The organism is Photorhabdus laumondii subsp. laumondii, from assembly GCF_003343245.1.
Taxonomy (GTDB): Bacteria; Pseudomonadota; Gammaproteobacteria; order Enterobacterales; family Enterobacteriaceae; genus Photorhabdus; species Photorhabdus laumondii.
In genome coordinates this window covers 2,802,087-2,822,263 of the sequence record NZ_CP024901.1, presented here as the reverse complement: position 1 = coordinate 2,822,263, position 20,177 = coordinate 2,802,087, and the positions used below count along the sequence as shown (strand labels likewise).

At 40.2% G+C, this 20,177-nt stretch carries 14 protein-coding genes; all 14 read right to left on the bottom strand.

The window, feature by feature from the left end; genetic code table 11:
- Positions 1-229 precede the first annotated feature (229 nt).
- The 14 genes from PluTT01m_RS12385 to PluTT01m_RS12315 all read right to left on the bottom strand — a co-directional run bounded on the left by PluTT01m_RS12385 (position 230) and on the right by PluTT01m_RS12315 (position 20,124).
- On the bottom strand, positions 230-1,849 hold the full coding sequence (locus PluTT01m_RS12385; protein ID WP_109791580.1) for a membrane-targeted effector domain-containing toxin: 1,620 nt from the start codon (positions 1,847-1,849) through the stop codon (positions 230-232).
- Positions 1,850-2,150: 301 nt separating this feature from the next.
- Positions 2,151-3,053, bottom strand: a complete 903-nt coding sequence (locus PluTT01m_RS12375; RefSeq protein WP_011146634.1) for a Pvc16 family protein — start codon at positions 3,051-3,053, stop codon at positions 2,151-2,153.
- Between the two features lie 24 nt (positions 3,054-3,077).
- Positions 3,078-5,159 (bottom strand): ATP-binding protein, encoded by a 2,082-nt coding sequence (locus tag PluTT01m_RS12370; RefSeq protein ID WP_011146633.1) that lies wholly within the window; start codon positions 5,157-5,159, stop codon positions 3,078-3,080.
- Positions 5,160-5,168: 9 nt separating this feature from the next.
- The gene (locus PluTT01m_RS12365; RefSeq protein WP_011146632.1) at positions 5,169-6,599 is read right to left on the bottom strand and encodes a contractile injection system tape measure protein; all 1,431 of its coding nucleotides are present in this window, start codon (positions 6,597-6,599) and stop codon (positions 5,169-5,171) included.
- Between the two features lie 42 nt (positions 6,600-6,641).
- Positions 6,642-9,677 (bottom strand): baseplate wedge protein, encoded by a 3,036-nt coding sequence (locus PluTT01m_RS12360; protein ID WP_011146631.1) that lies wholly within the window; start codon positions 9,675-9,677, stop codon positions 6,642-6,644.
- 25 nt (positions 9,678-9,702) lie between these two features.
- Positions 9,703-13,755: a baseplate J/gp47 family protein gene (locus tag PluTT01m_RS12355; RefSeq protein WP_011146630.1), complete on the bottom strand. Its 4,053-nt coding sequence runs from the start codon at positions 13,753-13,755 to the stop codon at positions 9,703-9,705.
- 83 nt (positions 13,756-13,838) lie between these two features.
- Complete coding sequence (locus PluTT01m_RS12350) at positions 13,839-14,255, bottom strand: hypothetical protein (protein ID WP_011146629.1); 417 nt, start codon at positions 14,253-14,255, stop codon at positions 13,839-13,841.
- Positions 14,252-14,674, bottom strand: a complete 423-nt coding sequence (locus tag PluTT01m_RS12345) for a GPW/gp25 family protein (protein WP_011146628.1) — start codon at positions 14,672-14,674, stop codon at positions 14,252-14,254. The genes PluTT01m_RS12350 and PluTT01m_RS12345 overlap by 4 nt, the downstream gene beginning before the upstream one ends.
- A gap of 12 nt (positions 14,675-14,686) precedes the next feature.
- Entirely contained in the window at positions 14,687-16,291 is a 1,605-nt protein-coding gene (locus PluTT01m_RS12340) for a phage baseplate assembly protein V (RefSeq protein WP_011146627.1), read from the bottom strand.
- The gene (locus PluTT01m_RS12335) at positions 16,288-16,971 is read right to left on the bottom strand and encodes a CIS tube protein (protein WP_011146626.1); all 684 of its coding nucleotides are present in this window, start codon (positions 16,969-16,971) and stop codon (positions 16,288-16,290) included. Before PluTT01m_RS12335 ends, PluTT01m_RS12340 begins: the two co-directional genes overlap by 4 nt.
- A complete protein-coding gene (locus tag PluTT01m_RS12330; RefSeq protein WP_011146625.1) occupies positions 16,958-17,137 on the bottom strand; it encodes a DUF5908 family protein in 180 nt (59 codons plus the stop codon). The genes PluTT01m_RS12335 and PluTT01m_RS12330 overlap by 14 nt, the downstream gene beginning before the upstream one ends.
- The gene (locus PluTT01m_RS12325; protein ID WP_011146624.1) at positions 17,134-17,592 is read right to left on the bottom strand and encodes a phage tail protein; all 459 of its coding nucleotides are present in this window, start codon (positions 17,590-17,592) and stop codon (positions 17,134-17,136) included. The genes PluTT01m_RS12330 and PluTT01m_RS12325 overlap by 4 nt, the downstream gene beginning before the upstream one ends.
- Before the next feature lie 18 nt (positions 17,593-17,610).
- Positions 17,611-18,777 (bottom strand): phage tail sheath family protein, encoded by a 1,167-nt coding sequence (locus PluTT01m_RS12320; protein WP_011146623.1) that lies wholly within the window; start codon positions 18,775-18,777, stop codon positions 17,611-17,613.
- Positions 18,778-18,831: 54 nt separating this feature from the next.
- Positions 18,832-20,124: a phage tail sheath family protein gene (locus PluTT01m_RS12315; protein ID WP_011146622.1), complete on the bottom strand. Its 1,293-nt coding sequence runs from the start codon at positions 20,122-20,124 to the stop codon at positions 18,832-18,834.
- Positions 20,125-20,177 lie beyond the last annotated feature (53 nt).

The window sequence follows — 20,177 nt, the reverse complement described above, 5'->3', positions numbered from 1 at the left end:
ATATTTCAAAAAAATAGTTTTTAAGGCTTGGTTTAGCTTGTTTTTTATCAACTTTCAGTGAGAGATCTTATATTTCTCGGTTTTTTGCGTTTTGGAAAAATAAATGATTCTGGCGATATATTGGCGTCACTGTCATGTTTATCGTATTCGTACACCATAATTATCACCTATGAGTTTTTAGTGAGAAGTGTTTATCTTGTGGTCTGTTATATTGATAATTGTACTGTAGCTAAGATGTTAATTGAATACGGGGTAATTCAACCACATCATCATAACGTTTGCGTTGGTTGATATTATCGACCTGAGCGGTAAAACGATTATTTTCATCTACCTTGAGAGCCGGTAAACCAAGACGATGGGTAATGCCGGGTAAAAAGTGATCAATACCTTCATGGGATTGCAAATGAGCATTACCATAAATGGCAACGAACTTCTCTCCCGCAGGCAATTGCCGTAAACGTTCAACCGCCACGTTATTAGCTGCCCCTGCACGATACATCAGGCCATGTTGTGTTCCTTCCACGGTAGGGCGAGTTGTGCTGTTGTTATCTAGTGCAATGATTTTCATCTGCTTGCTTCTGGCTTGTTCAAACAAATTCGCAGATAAATGTTTAGTCTTAAGCAGTGCGGCCAGTTCAGCAGGCATGGGTTCATTTCCACTTGCCAGGAATTTATCTATCAACGGTTGAGCTAAATCTGAGCGTAAGTGTTCCAGCCCAATGACTGTCACGCCATGCGCTTTTAATACTTCCATCTGCTCTTCGACAAAACGCAATCCGTTCAGATCTGAGCCATGACTTTCACCGATCAGTAGCCCTTGACGATCTTTAAGTAAAAGAGATAACTGGCTGTTCAGATCCACGGTGTTATTCAGTTGATGATTAAATTGCGTCAGCGCATCTGAGGCAAATTGCTGATCCCAGGCAGTCACATCAGTGTCATGAGAGCTGTGATATATTGCTTCTATTTGTGCCAATCTACTGTGTTCCAGTTGGGCCAGATAGGTAGGATTAGCAAACCGGTGGAGCAAAATGTCCTCTTGCGATTTAGTAGAACCCGGTTCGGCTTGTTTGGCAGCTTCTTTAAGGAAATAGACCGCCATTTGCACGCTTTCAACGCCAGTCATATCTAACAGCTCATTATAGCTGTAGCCAAGATGGACCTGTTTATTCTGTTCATCAAGCCGGGTATGAGTCAGCAATTCCTTACTCTGGGCGGTGTCCAACCACTTTTTAAAGTCATCAAATTGAGCACCTAGCTCCACGTGAAACTTAGGTTCAAAAGGTAGATCGTTGGGAATTTTTCCTTGATAGCCGGTTTTAGCAGCAAGATAGGGATCTTCTTTTACCCAGCGTACCATCAGATCGGTTAGCCCGGGGGTATTGCCTTTGACCTCTTCACGAGCAATCTGGTAGATATGCGATGCCATTTCAGGGCGAGTTTCCGCCATTTCCAACAACGAGTGGCGTATTTTCTGCAAAGTACCGGTAAACATCAGATCCCCAAACTGCGTTTGTGTCCTTCTCAGGGCAGTATTACGTTTAGAATCAGGATGTTCCTCTAGGTAATGGGTAATGCGTCGATGCAATTCGAAACCTGCCGCCAATTGCTCATTCCCACTTAGGTGATGGAGATGCTCAAGTTCATCCAGAATTTCCTGATAGGAGGGACCAATCCGTTTGGCAAAAACCGCAGCCTCTTTACGTAAATTATTGCTGGTGATGAGATCGTGGAGTAATGGATTATTTTGAGACAATTCTAATGCCTGTTCAGATGATTTTTCATTATTATTCAATTGTATCGACGGATTTCTTCTTCTTTCGATGGTTTTATCGTATTCATATACCATATTATCACCTGTTAATTTCCGGGAAGAGATATACCCGTCATCTTTCAAGTTGCTTCTTTGTTGGCTGCACTCACTCACCCCGGTCACATAGTTATCTATGCTCCCGGGGATTCGCTCCCTTGCCGCCGCGATGCATCTTGAAATCCATTGGGTATATGTTTGAGATAAATACTATATGGATTAACTATTGTCATTTTATTTTTTAAAAATAAAGTTAAGTATATTTTAATATATAAGTAAAGTTATTTTATAAAAAATTTTCAATTGGTGTTGTAATGTGTTTTTTTATAAATTAAAGGTTTTAAATTCCTATTAATTGATCATATTTATCTTCTGAAACAATAATACCAATGTCATTTATTCTGACAACGGCGCGATGACTATTTTTCCATGTTGTAAGAATACCTTTTACTCTAGGTAAATAATCCAAATGGATAATACCAGAAACTTCAAGTATGACGTTTTGATTATTTTGTTTTTCATTATTTTCCTTAGTCGGCTTGGTTGCCAGATTCATTTTCGCAAGGGCAAGGCGGACATCTTCTGTGCCACCTAAATTGGAGCACAATTTGTTAAATAAGGCTTGGTCTATTTGCGAATTATCCAGATTTGATTTTTGATCCACAGAAGTGGAGATTTGGCTAACGGGTTTTATGATATCTTTAATATTTTGTAGTTTTACTGGTGCGGTAATTGAATATAATAAAGAAAGGCGAGGGCGATTGCCGAGTGCTTGCCAAAAGTTACCTAAGCTATTTAGATTTTCTTGTGGTGGAATGACTCTGGTATATGCGCCAGGAATTTTAGGTAATTGTCGGTTGTTAACCAGTGCATTTAAAATAGCTGTCATGACGCGTGCAGCTTGATTATTGGGCTGACTGTCAGGATTGGAACCGTCTCCTGATGGTTGGTTTGAATGCCAGTAAGTAATTAAATAGTTATAATTAATATTTACCCACCCAGACAATAATGAGCTAGTAATAGGGTTATAACTCTTTGGCTCCGCAGAACGTAATTGTAGATCTTCATGTATATCATAAAGAAATACACTGACGGTAGGTTTAGCCGGAGTTGAGTTAATTTCTGGCAGATCAAAACGGATATCAATCATTTGGTTAGAGGTGTTTAGATGTTGAGATAAAATTTCATGCAATGCGGTATTAACTGCAATAATTGCATTATTAGGATCAATTATATTTGTCATATCGACTCCAATCTTATTAAACGTTTAAAAAAACAATCGGCCAGTTTTATTCAATTCGAGAATAATTGCCCGTTCTATGTGTTTATTGTCAATTTTTTCACTATTATCATTTGCGGCTAATATTGATGATAATAAAGCAATATTACGGATATTTGCACCTGTCAGATCTGTCTGTTTAGACAAATGGTCAAAATTAAGCTCATCTGATAAATTCAATTGCTTAGGCCAAATTGCTTGCCACATCTGTTTACGTAATATTTCATCGGGATAAGTAAAATGGGTAATAAAGGTAAAACGGCGATTAAAAGCACTGTCTAAATGGCTACGATTATTGGTGGCTAAAATCACTAATCCGGGATAATCTTCCAATCGTTGTAACAAATAAGAAACTTCAATATTGGCATGTCTGTCTTGAGCATCTTTGGTTTCACTGCGTTTACCAAATAAGGCGTCGGCTTCATCGAAAAACAGCACGCCGGAATCGGCTTCGGCCAGATCGAAAATTCGGGAGATATTTTTTTCTGTTTCACCAATGTATTTATTCACCACGGTAGAGAGATCGACTTTAATCAGATCAACGCCAAGATATCCGGCAATCACTTCTGCGGCCATGGTTTTTCCGGTACCTGACTCGCCGTAAAATAGGGCGCTAATACCGGTACCATAACCTATTTTCTCTTGAAAACCCGTGTTTAATACTTGGTTTCGGTAATTAATAGTGGCAATAATTTCTCTCAGTTGTTGAGTTAATCCCTCTGAAACGACCAAATCATTAAAACTGCGCTTGGGTGTTATCCGTTGAGCTAATTTACCGAAATTTTGTTGAGCGCGGAAATTTAATGCCTTACGCAAATCGATCTCCTTCAATTGGTCTTCCGGTTGCCGGAGTATTTGATATTGGCAGGCTTCTTTAAGAATTAATGGTAATGTTTCCGGTGTAAATGAAAAACGTTGGCATAACTGAGTAAGATTAATTTCCCGATCAGCATTATTTGGCAGATTTTCTGTCAGTATCGCTTTTTTCTCTGCCAGTGTGGCTACTGGCATCTCAATTTGTACCATTGGTAAGTGTTGAATCCATACGAATGAATCTCCCGGTTCTACCAGACAAACTACACGTAATTTGGATTGATTCAGCAGGGTGGATAATTTGCTTAGCCATATTTGCTTTTCCTCTGCAAGTAAAGAAAAATTGCGGATTAATAAGCAGGCATCATGTAGCCGGGCTTCCCGTATTGCGTCTGTTAACAAACAAGGTTTAGTGTTGGTATTCTCTTCGTCTGGTAGATGAGCTAAATCGACAATTAAGGTACTGATATTATGCAATGCCATAATATTACTGACCGCTAATTCTCTGGCGCTGTCCTGTTTTCCTTTGAGGATCACCAGTGGGCATATTTCATCTATTTCATTTAATAATATCTTGTTAAGTGAATGATAAAGGGTTTGCGGATACCAAGTCTGTGAGGTAGAAGAGTGCCAATAAGCACAGGTTATCAGGGGAGGTAAAATAACCCGTTGGTCGGATAAAAAATGCCAGACAGCACTGTGCGTTAAAAATTGCGTTTGTAACCAAATGGGTTCCTCATGGTTATTAAGCCGTAATAGATGGTGATTGATTAATGGTGTTTGCGGTAGAAAGCTATTTTGCAGTAATTGCCAATCATTTTGGCGTTGGCTAAATAATTCAATTGCCAAAGCAAAACTCGGCCACTGTTTTTTACTGTTACCGTGCAGAAAAGCAAATAGTGCATGATAACGACTGTCAAAATGGGGTAATAAACCTAATAATAAGGTATCACGCTCAAATTCAGTCAGTTCAAAACGTTCTATTAATAATGATAATCTACCGGTGATGGGTTTATTCTCTATGTCCTTATAATCAATAATATCACTCTGTTTTAACCAATGAGGCATGCCTAATGGTTTTACTAAACGTTGTTCTATTTCATCTTCGGTCAGTAAAAAACTCTCCGGTAAGGAGTCGTACCAATCTCTCTTTTGATAATAGTAGCGCTGTAATAGCAGATCAATACGCTCCAAATGGGGATAAATCCAATCTGATTCTACTGCCATACAGTGGTTATTTTTCAGAGGAAAGTTCATATAAACCTTTTAAATGTTTTGCCAGTTGATTAATAAAGGACGATCCAGCCAAGGTAGTTTGGCGATATTTAATGGCCATGGCCAGTCAGTTAATAGTGCATCAAACGGTTGTTGTTGAATTGTGATGCTGATTTCCTGTTTATCTATTCGTAATTTTCCTGGCCGTTGTAAAAATAACTGGCGGGCATCATTGCGGCTTAATTTTTTCCAGGCAGGAAGTTGAGTGATAACCGTATCTAGCCATTGTTCTGTTGCCAACTGTTTTTCTGGTTCAATGGGTGCTGACTCAATATTCTCATCAGCCATGAGTCCACATAAAATAGGATTTAATCCCTTGTGTTCTATTGGTGCCTTTTCAGTTCCCCAAATGAGATAATCAAGGAAGACAACGGCACTGAATTGAGCTTGACGATGGATAAATTCTTGCTTTTCAAGTAGACCGAGTTGATTAAACAGAGCCGGTAATATCGGCCATAAAACTAATATTCCAGCATTATTTACCTGACGTGAAGGAGAGTATTCAGGCGATAAAACGGGTTCAGAAGACACGGATGGTTTTTTACTCGATTTATTTTTATCCCCGTGTTTAGGAATAAAGTATTCTGACAGATATTGGTATTCTTCAACCGATAGATATTTTTTACAGTATTGTGAAACGGGTGCTGTTTGCCAGAGTGGTTTTAACCAATTATTTAATGGAGAATTACGGGTTGCAGTCTGGTGAAATAGCGTAATAATAGATGCTATATTAATCGCTCCGTTATTAAGTTCAGTCGTGATACGTGAGATAATTTTTGCGTCGGGGTCAGGTATTTCTTGTGCATTATGTTGTTGTATATATCTCAAAGCATTCAGTATTAATTGCCAGGAGGAAACGGGTTCCTCCTGATGCTGCGGTGTGATTATGTTTTCCGATAACTTGTGATTAATGACAATTAACAAAGAGGGATCTCTGATAGCTAGAAGTTTTTTTAAACTATGCTCAGATAAACAGCTTTTTGCTAATAAGAGTGTCCAGTTTTTTTGTATATGGGGTAATTGATTAATTAATTGTTTAATGTTGATATCAGTAATTTCACTATTCTTAATATCCTCTATTTTATTTGGTATGGAATTTTTTTGCTGTAAGTAATGAATAAATTTCTCAATATCAGTCTGATTATTTACCTGATATTGGTTTAATGCTTGACTTAATCTAGCATTAAGTCGAATAGGAAACAGTGAATTAAAATCTTGTAAATTTATTTCACCAAGGTTCAGAGTGAGTGTTTCTAAATAGATATTTTTGTTAATGATATATTGGTTGAAATGGGAGTTGATTAATTTATTTATATTGGATTGATTAAGCAGGGAGCCATGTAATACTTTTTTAGCTACCTGCGTGTTATTAGCTGTGATAGTAATAATAATTCGATTTAATAGATTTGGTTCTGAAACCATATTAATATTCTCTTTGTAATATTAGGCATCATATCATAATCCTTATGAAGCTATTATTTCTTCACTGTATGCTTCTATTGAAGCAGAAGGTTTCTTTCCTAGTGTTAATGTTTCTAGAATTTTATATGCGTGATCGCCTAAAGGAGCACCATTATTTTGCCAAAGTTTATAAGTACTGGCAAATTTTTTGAATTCTTCCGATGATAGCCAATGAATAACGAGTGAGATATGAGTAGGTAATTCAGCTAAAATTTCAGTTTTCACCCAAGATTCTAATTTGTAAAAATCAGTAGTACCGCTCCTAATGCGTTCTCGATTCAGTACTATGCTGACTACAAATGAAAAATGGTCAGATTGGATATATCTTTTTCCTGAGAAGTACCAGTAAGAGTGCGACTCATTGTTTTCCAATGGAAAATCATTTATTTGATCTATGTTTTTTTCAACTAATATTCGTTTCTCTATGCGATCAAATTCTTTTACCTGCGTTTTAAGTTCATAATCAGGGTCAAATTTTAGTGTTATTTCATCATCCGCTTCGAATATATCAAAAGGAAAACTATTGTAAGGAGTATCATCGGGTTGTTTTCTGATAGTAATCCAGAGTTCATTTTCATTTGAGGTTGTATCGGTAGAAATTAATTTACATGTGCGTTCCTCTCCGTATATGTAGTCATATCTTGTGTAGGACAAGCAATAGTGTGATATATATTCTCTTGGTGGAAATTTATTTTTTGAATTTATATCTTTTCTAAGTAATATCCGGTTATTAGCACTATCAAGTTGTACAATTTGGGTTGTAAGTTCATAATCGGACTTGGTTCTTATTGTGATTTCATCATTGTTTTCGATCATGGCAGGGAAGGAGTTTTGATCATTAAGGGTAATCCATCGTCTATTTTCGGTTTCTTCTTGACTCTTTTCACTGTCATAAACGAGTTGATAATCCATATCTTCTATCCACACGGCGCTATTGCACCAGTGCAGGCTATTGCGCTGCTTAAATGCGTTTTGCAATTTGTCCAGATTGTTTCTTAGATCATTATTGTTATTGGTATTAATAGTGAATGTATCTCCTGTCACTTCAGTGATCATTAGGTTCAGAAATTTGGATATATTGTAGCCTTCTCTAAATTCCAGATTAATAACTTGACCTTGCATTAAATGGCCTGCTGTATCAGTTTGTGTAATCATGACTTGATCATTTTTAATTTCTAGATTATCAGGTGTTTGGTCATTATTGAATTTTTCATTAGGTTTTATTGGTAAGAGTTGACGATGTTCAATTAAATAAAAAGGGAGTTTATCCAGTTCTGGTGTTTCTTTGAAACACTCTCCTCCCAGACCCAATCGGGCAGCAATGCGTTTTTGCAGTGCTGACACTTTATCAATACGAATATTATTACGTTGATAGGCTAAACTAGGTTGTTGAGAAAGATATTCGCGCTGAGTAGATAGAAAATCTTCCTGAGAATTTGAGTCTTGTGATAGAAGAGGGGTTGCACATTGCGCACCAAAATATCGCAATAGATAATCTAGTATTACCAACTCTTTAGTATAGTTTTTATCATTATTATTGATTTTAGCTTCATTATTCATTTGATTAATTAAATGAGGTTTTATGTTTTGATGAACATTTTGAGCGACAGTATTTTCTTTAAAAGGCCATTGAGCACCATGTACAGTATCTCCTCGTTGTTTAAAAGCCAATAGTTTTGGTAATAAGGCGAGATCGGCACAGTTATTAGCGAGAGTTTGTTCAAAAGGTAACATAAACTGATGTAATTGTATTTGCTGTTGGGTATTAGTTTGTAATCCATAGCAAGCGGGTAATTTATTTCTTATTGGATAGTAATCCAGGATCTTACGATATTTACCCCAATCCAGTAATTCAGGTTGTGTCTCAATCAGTGGCTCTACAATGAGCTTTTCCTCTACATCTTGTTTGGAAACAATAATTTTAACGCCACCTTTGGCTGTAATGGTGAGTGGGCTATTTGGTGAGGTGATCGATTGTAAGGGATCGTTGCCCCATAGTCTGGGATAGTACCCATGAACGATTGTCCAGGACCAATTATCATTTGGTAGTTTAGCAATTCTTTCATTATGCCCATCTAACGTGAATCGGGTAACTTTCTTGACTCCTTTGATTCTCAGTAATTGGTTAACTAAGGGACTTAAATTTAGTTCTTTAGATTTGGTGTAATCTTTAATTGAAGGCAATTGGGGGATCCAACCATGACGTAAATAGGGGCCATTAAAAATTTCTTCATTACTGTAACCCATTTCTTTCATCGCTTGGGTGGTATAACGTAACGGTTTTTCAAGAACCATTTGTTCTGCCGTTGTATAAACTTTAGCGAATATATCAGTGATATCTTTAACGTCATCATCAAGTTGAATATCAATCTTCAATGGTAGATCGATGGGTTCCAGCCAAATAATTTTACTGACTGACTCTCCCAAATTGCGATTGTCCCTCAGAAAATTTTCCAACTTTTTTTGAGCTTGAATTTTATTATCTTGAATTTTTTCAGTTTCCCGGCTAGGGAGCAAATAAAGCCAATAGTTTCCCCTCAGTGTTAATTTTAACTGTGTTGAATTGTTATATCGGTTTTTAATAATGAAACTGTATTGCCGTTCTTGTTGGTTATACCAGTATGTATAGCGTTGATTCTCAGGCTCACGAATAAGCTGGGCATCATTAAAGAAAAAATAGCCATCATTTTTGTCGTTGCTATGCAAATCCAATAAAGCTCGGCGATAATCTTCTTCAGTGATGGGGCCACAAGTTAATATTTGTTGTGGGCCAAACTCTTTAGGGAAAATACCGTCTCTGGATGTTTGTTCCTCTTGTGTAGGAGTAAGAAGATCTTTCAGTGGTAATGAATGGCGGTAAGCTAAATCAGATGCGCCATAACAACAAGCTTCTAATAAGGTGATACCCGGATCATTTTCCCCCATATCGTTCCAACATTGGCCGGATTGTTGCTCAATAACGGTTTTTGCCTGGGCAAGTAAAGTCTCAAAGGCAATATCATCTTTAACAATGGGAAATAGCATATTTCGATTATTCATTTGTGAACTCCTTCGTTTAGGGTTTTTATTTCCAGACTAAAATCAATACTTCGTCATCGTCGGCTTCTACACTTTTACCTATGACATCAGTGGATGGACTGCCTTTTTTTAAAGTCAAACTAGTGACCCGTTCAACCCAAGGTGATTGTTGAATCGTGGCTAATAACTGGTAATAGTCAATGCGATTACCTGGTGTTACGCCAATAGCCGTATTTTCTCCCCACGGCATGTAGATTCGACTCAGCTCCTGTTGTAATTGATGGCGGCCGTAATCGGGATTAACTCCTGAAGCAAATATCAATTCATAGCTAATCGGGACATCAACGTATGTGGGATTATTAATTTCAATGGTTGTCCAGGGGCTGCTTAATCGATCTAACCATTCGACCATTTCAGTTAATCGGGCTTGGTTCAATTCTGGGCGGAGTGAATCACCATTATCTTTGTAGCGATTATCAGGGATGACGATTAATTTGCGCTTTTCTGGCGCGGGTATTTTGGTTAATTCATTGGTAGAAGGATATTTGACATCAAATATGCTGATAAACCGCTCTTTTAGTAAGGTGACAATATCGCCCCAATTTAATGCTCGGTTACGATGGGACAGCCGGGCGGGAACCCGTTTCAGGAAGGTTTGCTCGTCTTCTTTTGGACGACTATTCCAAGATGCCCAAGGTTGCGCCACTTCACTGATTGCAACGGATGAGTTCACCGGCTGTTTAATGCTGTTGGCGGCTAATCCGCGGATAAAGTAATCTTGTTCGACGGTCACTGTGTTGATTAACGTGGCTGTTGTGGCGTTATACAACAATCCTTTAATTCTTGGATAATCTGGAGGGACTATTTTTACCTGTTTTTTCTCCTGTTCTATTTGTGCTTTCAGCCAATATCGCCCTGATGGCATTTGAGAGGTTTGGTTTGAAGCATCCTGGGGTAATAGGATACTTTGATCTTCTGATTCAAATAGATTATCTGTTTGGTTGTAAGTTGATCTATTTAATAATTTCCAGGTATTTTTTTGACTCAGATAAAACCAAGACAAAGAGAGATCTTTCAGGCCCTTTAGTTGCCAATAGAGAGAGAAAGTTTGTCCCGGTGCTATATCGGTAAAACCTAAATAGAATGTATCGTGAGTTAATGCTGTTATATTTTCTCCGGCTTGGTCTTTGCCAAAAGGCGTGAGAGGATAAATGGAGAATTGTTGATGGAAAGCTGTCGCACTGAATTCCACCTGTAATTCACTGAGTTGTGGGGTGTAGGGTTGTTTTTTACCTGTAGGACGTTGCTGGTATTGAGCGTGCATAAAGTCTTGCTCAGCGAGTTTTATTTTTATACTCATTGTCTCATGGTTGTTTGAATAGAAGTAATACTTATCAGGTAAGGTAAAAGTCAGGCTTTTTCCTTGTGGTGCATTTTCGCCATCAAATAATGACAGAATTTCATCAAGTTTTTTCTCTTCTCTATAGGGAGTGACAAGATAGCCTTCCACTTTAAATACATTATTATTGGTAGGTTTATTAGCATATCCTTTATACCACGATGAAAAGTTCTCTGTGGGTAAGTTGACCCATTGAGGGGTAATAGTGAATGTTGTGTTTGATACATATTCGGAATTAACCCATTCAGGGAGCACTACCTTCGGACTAAAACTGGAGTCCAGTGATGGCGATTGACCAAAAGGGAAACGAGTGATTTTTGCTTCTGAATTGTCGGAAGCAGAGAGCACGATGTTGCTGTTAATACATATCTTATAAATCCAGGGTAAAGTGAAATCTTGAGTGGTTGTCAGTTTTAACAATGGCGTATCGAACGTCATATTATCCAAAGCATCAGGGGGGCTGATGGGATCATTGTTATCATCGTCTGGTAATTGCAACTTAATACTATCAGTGTCACTGAGATATTCGACTGACAGTGTTAACCAGTGATTCCCTGAACTTATTTTAGCGGCTATGTTCTCAGAATTACCTTCCCATTTACTTCCCAAAATTAATGTAATGTTGAGCCCTTTTTTTAGGAATGTGAATAAAGGCCAAGTAATTAGATAGCCGGATAGCACCGGGATATCATTAGATGTTGGACTAAAAATCTGAATACCGTTTGTTGGTAATTTCATGTTATTTGAAAGGCGAAGAGGTGTTGCAGATTTCCAGCCATCGTTATCTTTCCGATTCCAATACAGGTCGGTCAGTATTGCTTGACTTGTCTGTAAAATTTGTGCTTTCAACCAGTGCCGTCCCTTTGGCATTTGAGATGCTTGGTTTGAAGCATCATGGGGTAATAAAGTACTCAATCCTCCGCGGTTAAATAGGTTGCGGGTTTGGTCGTGCACTAAATTATCTAATGGACTCCAGGTATTTTCTTGATTGAGATAGAACCAGGATAACAAGCGTTCTTTAATACCGTCTAACTGCCAGTACAGAGATAAAGTTTGCCCCGGTAATACATCAGTAAAACCTAAGTAAAATGTGTTACTGATTAATGGGAGTGTTTCTGCGTTTGCTTTGTCCCAACCAAAAGGAGTTAGGGGATAAACGGAATATTGTCCAGTTTTGATTTCTGCACTGAATTCAATTTTCAATGAACTGATCTGAGGAGTATAGGGTTGATTTTTATCCGTAGGATTTTGCCAATACTGAGAATGCATAAAATCCTGTTCAGCTAATTCTATACGAATAAACGCTGGCCAGTCATTTGGCGATTGACTGTCTGCAATAGGATAATTCATTGCTGGCAAAGGAAAACTCAGGCTTTTTCCTTGTGGTTTATTCGTTCCATCAAATAATGGTTGAGCCTCAATTTCTTTTTGAGTACTAGCCTCTTTTAGTTTGTTTTTTTCCTGAGGTGTGACTAAATACCCCGTTACTTTGAATGCATTATTTTCGGGTTCAGGATTATATCCTTTATACCAATTTTTAAAGCCTGTTATTGGCAATCCCACCCATTGAGGGGTAATTGTCACTGTTGCATTTTCAGTGCCATACCATTCAGGAGCAATCAGATTGAAACCGGAGCCTGGCAACGGTGATTGACCAAAGGGAAAACTAGTGGCACCTGTTTTTTCAATACTACCATCAGAGGAATAACGTACATTACTGTTGCCGCTAATGCTAATTTCAATATCCGTAATCTTGGGTAGTATAGGCCCCTGAACGGTGCCCAGCTTTAATACCGGTACATTAAACTCCATATTATCTAAGGCGTCAGGGGGACTGATGGACTCATCGTTGGCTGATAAGCTTAATATGAGTTTAAGATTGCTCCCTGCTTTTTCTACTAATAGTGAAAGCCAATGTTTTCCAGAACTGATCTGAGCAGTAATGTTGTTAGGATTACCCATCCACTCATTTGCTAGAGTTACTCTAATACTACGTACTCCTTTCGACATAGCAAATAAAGACGAAGTAATTAAATAACCGGACAAAACTGGAACATCATTAGGAGTTGGGCTAAAAAGTCGAATACCGTTTTCAGGTAATTCAATATTATCTGAGTCGCTTAATAGTATTGCTGATTTCCAGCTATCGTTATCTTTCCGATACCAACGTAGATCGGTGAGTTTTCCCTGATTCGCCAGTAAATCAGCATCTGATGCATATTGTAATGGGTTTCCAGCGCTATCTTGCCCGGCATCAAACAGGGTTCCTTTAGGGATAAGATATTCTGCATTATCTGGATTTAAGGTAATGCCTAAAGCAACGTTATCCGCTTGGGCATTTCTGGGTTTTAAACCTAATAATTCCCGATAATAAAGATCACGATGTCGTGCCGGAAAAGTATTAAATAAAACTTTGGTTGTTTCTAACAGTTTTAAAAAAGCTAATATAAAAGCTTGATGAGCCGGTAAATGTCCATCCGCTTTATTAATGTTTTGGTAAATATCCGCTAATTTTTCAGGAGTATTTTCCTGAATAAAGTAGAAACTGTCCCAGAATTTATTTCTATCTTGATCAAAAGGGATTTTTGCCGCATATTCTTTAAGCCAGTTTAAAATATCCAGTGTACTTCTTTCATCAAGTTTAAAGTCTGTCTCTGGTACGATAGCGGCGAGTTTATTTTTTAATTCGGTAAGTCCCATATTATACCACCTGTTATTTGAATATATTGCTGATAGCTTTGTACAATAGGATGGTTATTTAATAATGAATTTTAAGGCGTTATTTATCCGGCACTGACAGCATATTGGCTGGCAATAAAACGGCCTTTTCCCATACTGGGTGTTGTTATATCCGGTACGCCTGACGGATTAATCGCTGGTTGTGTCGGGGTAAAACGAGCAGTAAATTGTTGCCCGACAATAATCACTGAGTCAGGGCTACAGCAAAAGTTTACTTGCTGGCTGGTATCCAATTGGGCAATGGTGACTATACCCATACCGGGTGTTGGATGGCTGGAAGTAATGTATTGCGCTTGAAGTTGTACCTTTTTTTCATCGCCCACAATGGCGATCTTTTTGCCCTGGATTTGCGCGTGTCCGCTGCCTTTAATAATTGCCGGTCCCAAAATGGTGACCTGCCGGTTACCAAATAATGGCTCAAATAGCAGACTATCACCATCGACGATGAGTTGTTTGCTCATAGACTCACCTTTGCCTGACCTTCGTTGATTTCGAGAATGCTTTCAAGTTGTTGAGTGATTGCGCTGCCTCTTAAAGCATAAGTCACTTGAATATGTAAGGTATTCGGTGAATTTGTTTTTTGGGTTACCTGAATATCGATGATTTCTGCGCGGGGTTCATAGCGTAATACGCGTTCTTCAATGCGGGTTTGAATCTCCGATAACAATTCATCACTGATATTTTCAAACATATAATCATTCAGACCACAGCCATAATCTTCACGCATAATCCGCTCACCGGGTTCAGTTAAAAAAAGGATTTTCATACTTTGGCGAACATTTTCGGCTCCTTTGGCCATTTCTACGCCAGTCTCAAGAGAAAACTGTGGCGGAAATTTCCAGCCGCGACCATAAATATCGGCTAATATTTTGTTTGTCATTTCAATACCTCATTACTGTGTTAAGTTAATTTTCGCGCCTTTAATATCGACGCCAGATTTTCCCGTGGCCGACAGAGATTTTTCCGCTTGTATATTAATTTCTTGGGCTTGGGTGATGAGATTTTTCGTTGCATTGAGCGTAATATCTTTATCCTGTTGCAGAGAAACTTTATTTTCTCCGCTATTAAGTGCCACGGTGTTTTCTTTGTTATCGAATATTAATGCCTGTTGTTTATCTCCTTGCTTAATCACTAAGGTTTTCACCGGATTTTTTTCACTGGGTTCTAACGGTGGTTTATTTTTCGGATTGTGCATGGAACCTAATATCACCGGAAAACGGGGATCACATTCAAAGAATCCGATAATTACTTCATCTCCCGGTTCTGGATAAAAGCAAAATCCACTTTCATGACTGGCATAAGGTTTACCTAGCCGGGCAAAAAGGACACCTTGAGTGAGGTTTAATGCCGGTATTTTGACCGGAATACGGCCTAGCGATTGGCTATCTTGCTGGTATTTTTCCACGATACCGATATGTAACTCTTTCACTTGTGGCACCGGAGGTTCGATATCTGGCCGCATGCCTAAAGTTAATCGAGTGCGCCAGCCTTGCTTCTGATTAATTATCTGATTTATGCCGGTGATAATCCCTTGACCATCCATTCCTTGACCAAAGCCATTTAATGCCAGAATATCCCCCGGTTGATAACGGTGATTACCTTCGATTTCAAAACTACCGGATATATTATGACTGCGTAAGTTATCCATAATGCCTTGAGCAAGATGTTTGGCTTGTTCATTATCCAATGGATAGCTGTAAGCCCATTGCCACTCTTTATCGGCCGGTGCGGCGATGCTGTCCACGGCCAATTTATGACTGCCAAGCTTACTGTTTTGGCTATTGATTGCTTGAGAAAGCTTTTGTTGAGTAATATCCCAGGCACGGATACTCACCGTTTTAGGGCTGTATTGGTTATTCCACTGGAGATCCGCTTCAAATAGCACGATATCTTGAGCATTATTGGTATGTCGATGAAGGGTATGTACCGTTGATTTATTCAGGGCCTTGGGTGTTATCAAGGTAACCGATTCATTGCCGGGCAACAGCCAGGTGTTAGTGGCGGTCAATCGGCTTTTTAGAAATGCCCAGTCATTACAACGAAATTGCACCATTTGTTCATGAACGGTTTTGAGTTGTGGTGCCTGCTTTATCGTCGTTTGGATGCCATTCTGATTGAAGAGTTTTTTGATAATTGCTTCATCACTCTGTTTATTGAATAGCTGTGAGTGAAAGCTATGGGTTAATTTTTGCAGGTGATGTTTTGCTGTCAGGGTAATGATGCTGTCCTGACCTTTAAGCCCCAGTGTCTGCCGAACGATGATCCCCTTAAATAACACGGTTTTTTGCATTTGTACGATAACTTCATGGTTCGGGCGGCAGCTTGCCAATTCAGCCTGTGTCTTGGTGTCAAAAATAGGGTTGGCATCACCGGCGATACCCAGAGTGATGTTGGCCGAAGGGATACCATTGATGTGATGGTTGGTTGTCAAGCTGATTACGGTGAATTGGTTGAGTGTCTTACCACCTATTTTGAGGGTTACTGTGGGTATTTTCATGTATCCCCCCGAGCTTGTAGGGTCTGTCCGGGGGTAAAGTCATCAAGATTATCCAGACCGTTTTGCCATGCCAACGAGAGATAGTCGATACCCCCGGCCAGCGAAGCGCCAGCACCTAAGGCGATTAAGGGTAAGGAAAGCATGTCAGTCACGCTAACCGCAGTGGCCGGAGGCGATTTTAACTGTCGCTCGGTAGCCTGAATAACAAAGCTTTCGTCTGCCACCAGAGATAAGGTCGCACTGGCCCGTAATGGGGTGGCGTCTCGGTCAAATAAGGTGTAGCTGATGGCAAGGCTACTGGCCCGGCAGGCAAAATAACCCTTGTTTTCCCAACGCATTTTGCCCCATTTGATTTTAAGAAAGTGAGGTACTTTGGTGCTGGCATCAACCGCACACAGGGATTTCAGCGTTGCAAGCTGTGTTTCTATTGGTGTGTTATTGCCGGGCATTGATGCATCAAACAGCAGGACTAAGGATAATCCGGCGGGCTGAGATAGCACATAACGGCTGCTTTGGCTGGCACGATTAACACTTTCATCCTGTTGGTAACGGGTTTGGTAATCAAGCTGAATGGTATCGGGGTTATACATCGCCTGTAAGCTCCCCACGGAAACTTTTCCTTCCCGGTCTTTGAAGGCGGAAAGGGTGAGTCTGGATAAACCACGTTCAATTAAACTCATAAGCACCTCCTGTTTCACGTAATGCTTCTAATACCTCCCGTTTCACCATCTCAATTAAACGGGCGTTATCCAGTTTTTCCTGAGCTAATGTTCGAGGGGAGAGTTGATCACTCGTCGGATCGATGACTTTTGTCTGAATAATCAGTTCTTTAATTTCTACCGTCATGCTTTTACTCCTAACCAGCGCATATCCTGATAACGTAATTCCAGAGAGTTCACCAGTACGGTGTTGCTATTAGCATCGAAGTCGCTGGTGGACCAGCGAACGGGTAGCGCGTTACTGACTGTCCAGCTTGCTACGGGCAATGAATGTTCATTCAGTAGCATGATAACGACATCGGCATACATCGCTTTCTCACCACGCAGAACACGATCAAATATCAAGGTGAGCGGGGTGATGATCATGACACCACGCTCTAGCATCAGGCTGCCATGTTGGATCTTCTCGGCTAGCCAAATATTTCTGGCGTTTTCTCCACCTTGGCTGTGTTGGGTGGTTTGTAGTTCTCGGCTCAGGCCCGATATGCGCTGAAAGGCGATATCAAGTGGGCTGGGAATGCTGTTAAACAGAAAACTGGCGATAAAACGGTGCGATACTGATGGGGTGTATAAGTTGTGCATGTTTTTCCCCTGTTTGGATTAGTTACGGATATCAAACGTCAGACTCAGCTCAATAAATTCCGCCGGAATTAACAGGGCCAGCCTGATTTTCATGATCATCTTTCCGGCCAAGATATCGGTTTCACTCATTGATTCATTAACACCCAGTAACACCTCAAATGCTTGATCTTCCTGAGTGCCTCGTAATCCACCTTTTAGCCATAATTGACGTAACCAGTTGTGGGCCTGACCTTTAAATTTCATCCAGGTGATGGCGTTGTTGGATTCAAAGACAAAGGCTCGACCGAGTTGGGTTATATGAGTTTCGATATAGGAAACCAGACGGCGAATTTGGATATAGCGCCAGGGGGAACCCGGCGTGTTGTCCAGCGTGCGGCAGCCCCAGATTTTAATACCTTTGCCGGGGAAGCTGCGAACCAGATTCAACGAAGTGCCTTTTTGATTAAGATTAAGGAGGACACCTGCTTCAATGTAAGAGCGTACCGGGCTGATCACTTTGGCTAAAGCAACATTGGCGGGAGCAGTCCACACCCCTTTTTGATGGTCATTGCGTTGAATGACGGCGGCGATCGCAGCAGTAGGTGAAAGTACGATATGTTTATCTTCTTCCTGATAGGTACTTTTCAGTTTTGGCCAGTATACGGCCCCCCATTGGCGATCACTTGAGGAAAAATCAGCCAGACAATCAGCAGCTAGTGTTGGATCGTCCGGGGCATCCAGTAACCCCATGATTCCGCGCCGACTTTTACAAAGTTCAAGTATTGATTGCCATGCTTGTTGCCAAAGGCTTTTTTGAGTGTCGGGATCATTAAAACGGGTAGTGTCAGGCACAACAATCAATGTGATTTCACTTTCTGCGGCAATGGCTTGTTTTACCCATGCTTGTTGTAGGGTGGTGATCAATAGTTGGAAATGGGTTGATGATTGATAATCACCCAATGACAGTGCATAGGCTTGTTGTCCGCCGTTTTCAAAGAAGTGACGCACGGAGTAGTACATTAATCCTGATTCACCAAATGCTTGGGTAAATTCGGTCAGGCTGTTTAGTTTGACAGCGGTTTTATTGCTTGGGTTTTCTTGGGTATAACCAATGAAAACGGGGACACCGATAAATTCATTGTTTGGTGGCAGGGATATACGGCTTTCCGTTATCGTGACGCCCGGCTGTTTTGTCTCTGTTGTCATTATCATCTCCTCAATGATTGAATAGACGCGGTGTTAAACCGCGCCTTAATAAGGTTACTGTGCTACGTATTGTGAAAATTGAAGGATAATAAATTCAGCCGGACGCACTGCGGCCATACCCACTTTGACGATCATTTTGCCTTGCTGAATGTCAGTGTCGGACATGGTGATACCTTTACCGATCTGGACAAAGTAGGCTTCCTGCGGTTTATTTCCCGCTAGGGCACCTTGTTGCCAAAGTTGATAGAGGTAGTTGTCAATGGCTGCTTGTACTCGTTTCCAGGTGGGTTGGCTGTTAGGCTCAAAGACGGCAAATCGCATTGCCCGCTTGATGTCTCGTTCCGCTGCATTAAATAAACGTCGTACTGGAATGTAGCGCCAGTTGTCTGTTTTATCTAACGTACGGGCCCCCCAAATTAGCGTACCTTTGCCGCTAAAAGCACGGATGGCATTAATACCGGCTTCATTCATGGTACCTTGCTTATCATCTGTGATCGGCTCGGATGGTTTGGCATTATTCAATGCCACATTAGCGGGGGCTTTCCAGACGCCACGACTGGCATCGGTCGCCGCATAAATACCCGCAACAGCGGCGCTTGGGGGTAAGGTAATTTTAGTGGACTTTAATTTGTCATCGACGGCTTTTTTAGCTTTAGTGTATTCCCCTAGAGAAGCCGTTTTCAGCTTGGCTAGAGTTTCAACACCGCCATAGCCATCTAGCATAATATCAGCATCTGCTGGTTGGCTATAAGTAAAAGAGGTCTCTAGATTAGGGTAATAGACAGCGGTTTTATCCGGTTGAGTAGTGGGTTTATTTTCCCCATCTGTACTATCAGCGAGTAGGAAGTAACCTACTTTTTGCTGTAATAAGGAGTTTACTGCACCGTAGACCTTTTGTTTTAGTGTTACATCTGTTTCAGGGCAGACCAATAAGGTGATCTCTTGTTGTTTTTCAATCAGGTCTGGCAGCTTTGCTAATTCTGATTCATCTGTCGTTATCAATGGCAACAGATAACAGACTCCACCACCATGACTAAAATAGTGCTGTACAGCAAAGGCACTGAGAGAAGTGGCTGTGACGGTAGCGGCGTAGGTATAGGTTTTTGCGGCATTTCCACCCACATTTGTAGCCTTTACTGATACGGCCGGTGAAAGTGAAAATTGTGAGATAAAATCCAACCAACTGGTGATTCTAATACAGCTTCCCTTTGCAGGTTGATTCCCGTCTTTGTCAAAAAATTTACCAATAAAGACGGGAATGGCGGTTGGACTATTGCTAATTGATAGCGATAGTGAAGCGTCCTCTTCAATATAAACGCCCGGTGTGGCATAGGTTGCGGAAGTCATGGGGTTTTCCTTAAATAGGATAAGTATGTGGTGATCTTGAATCGATTATTCGC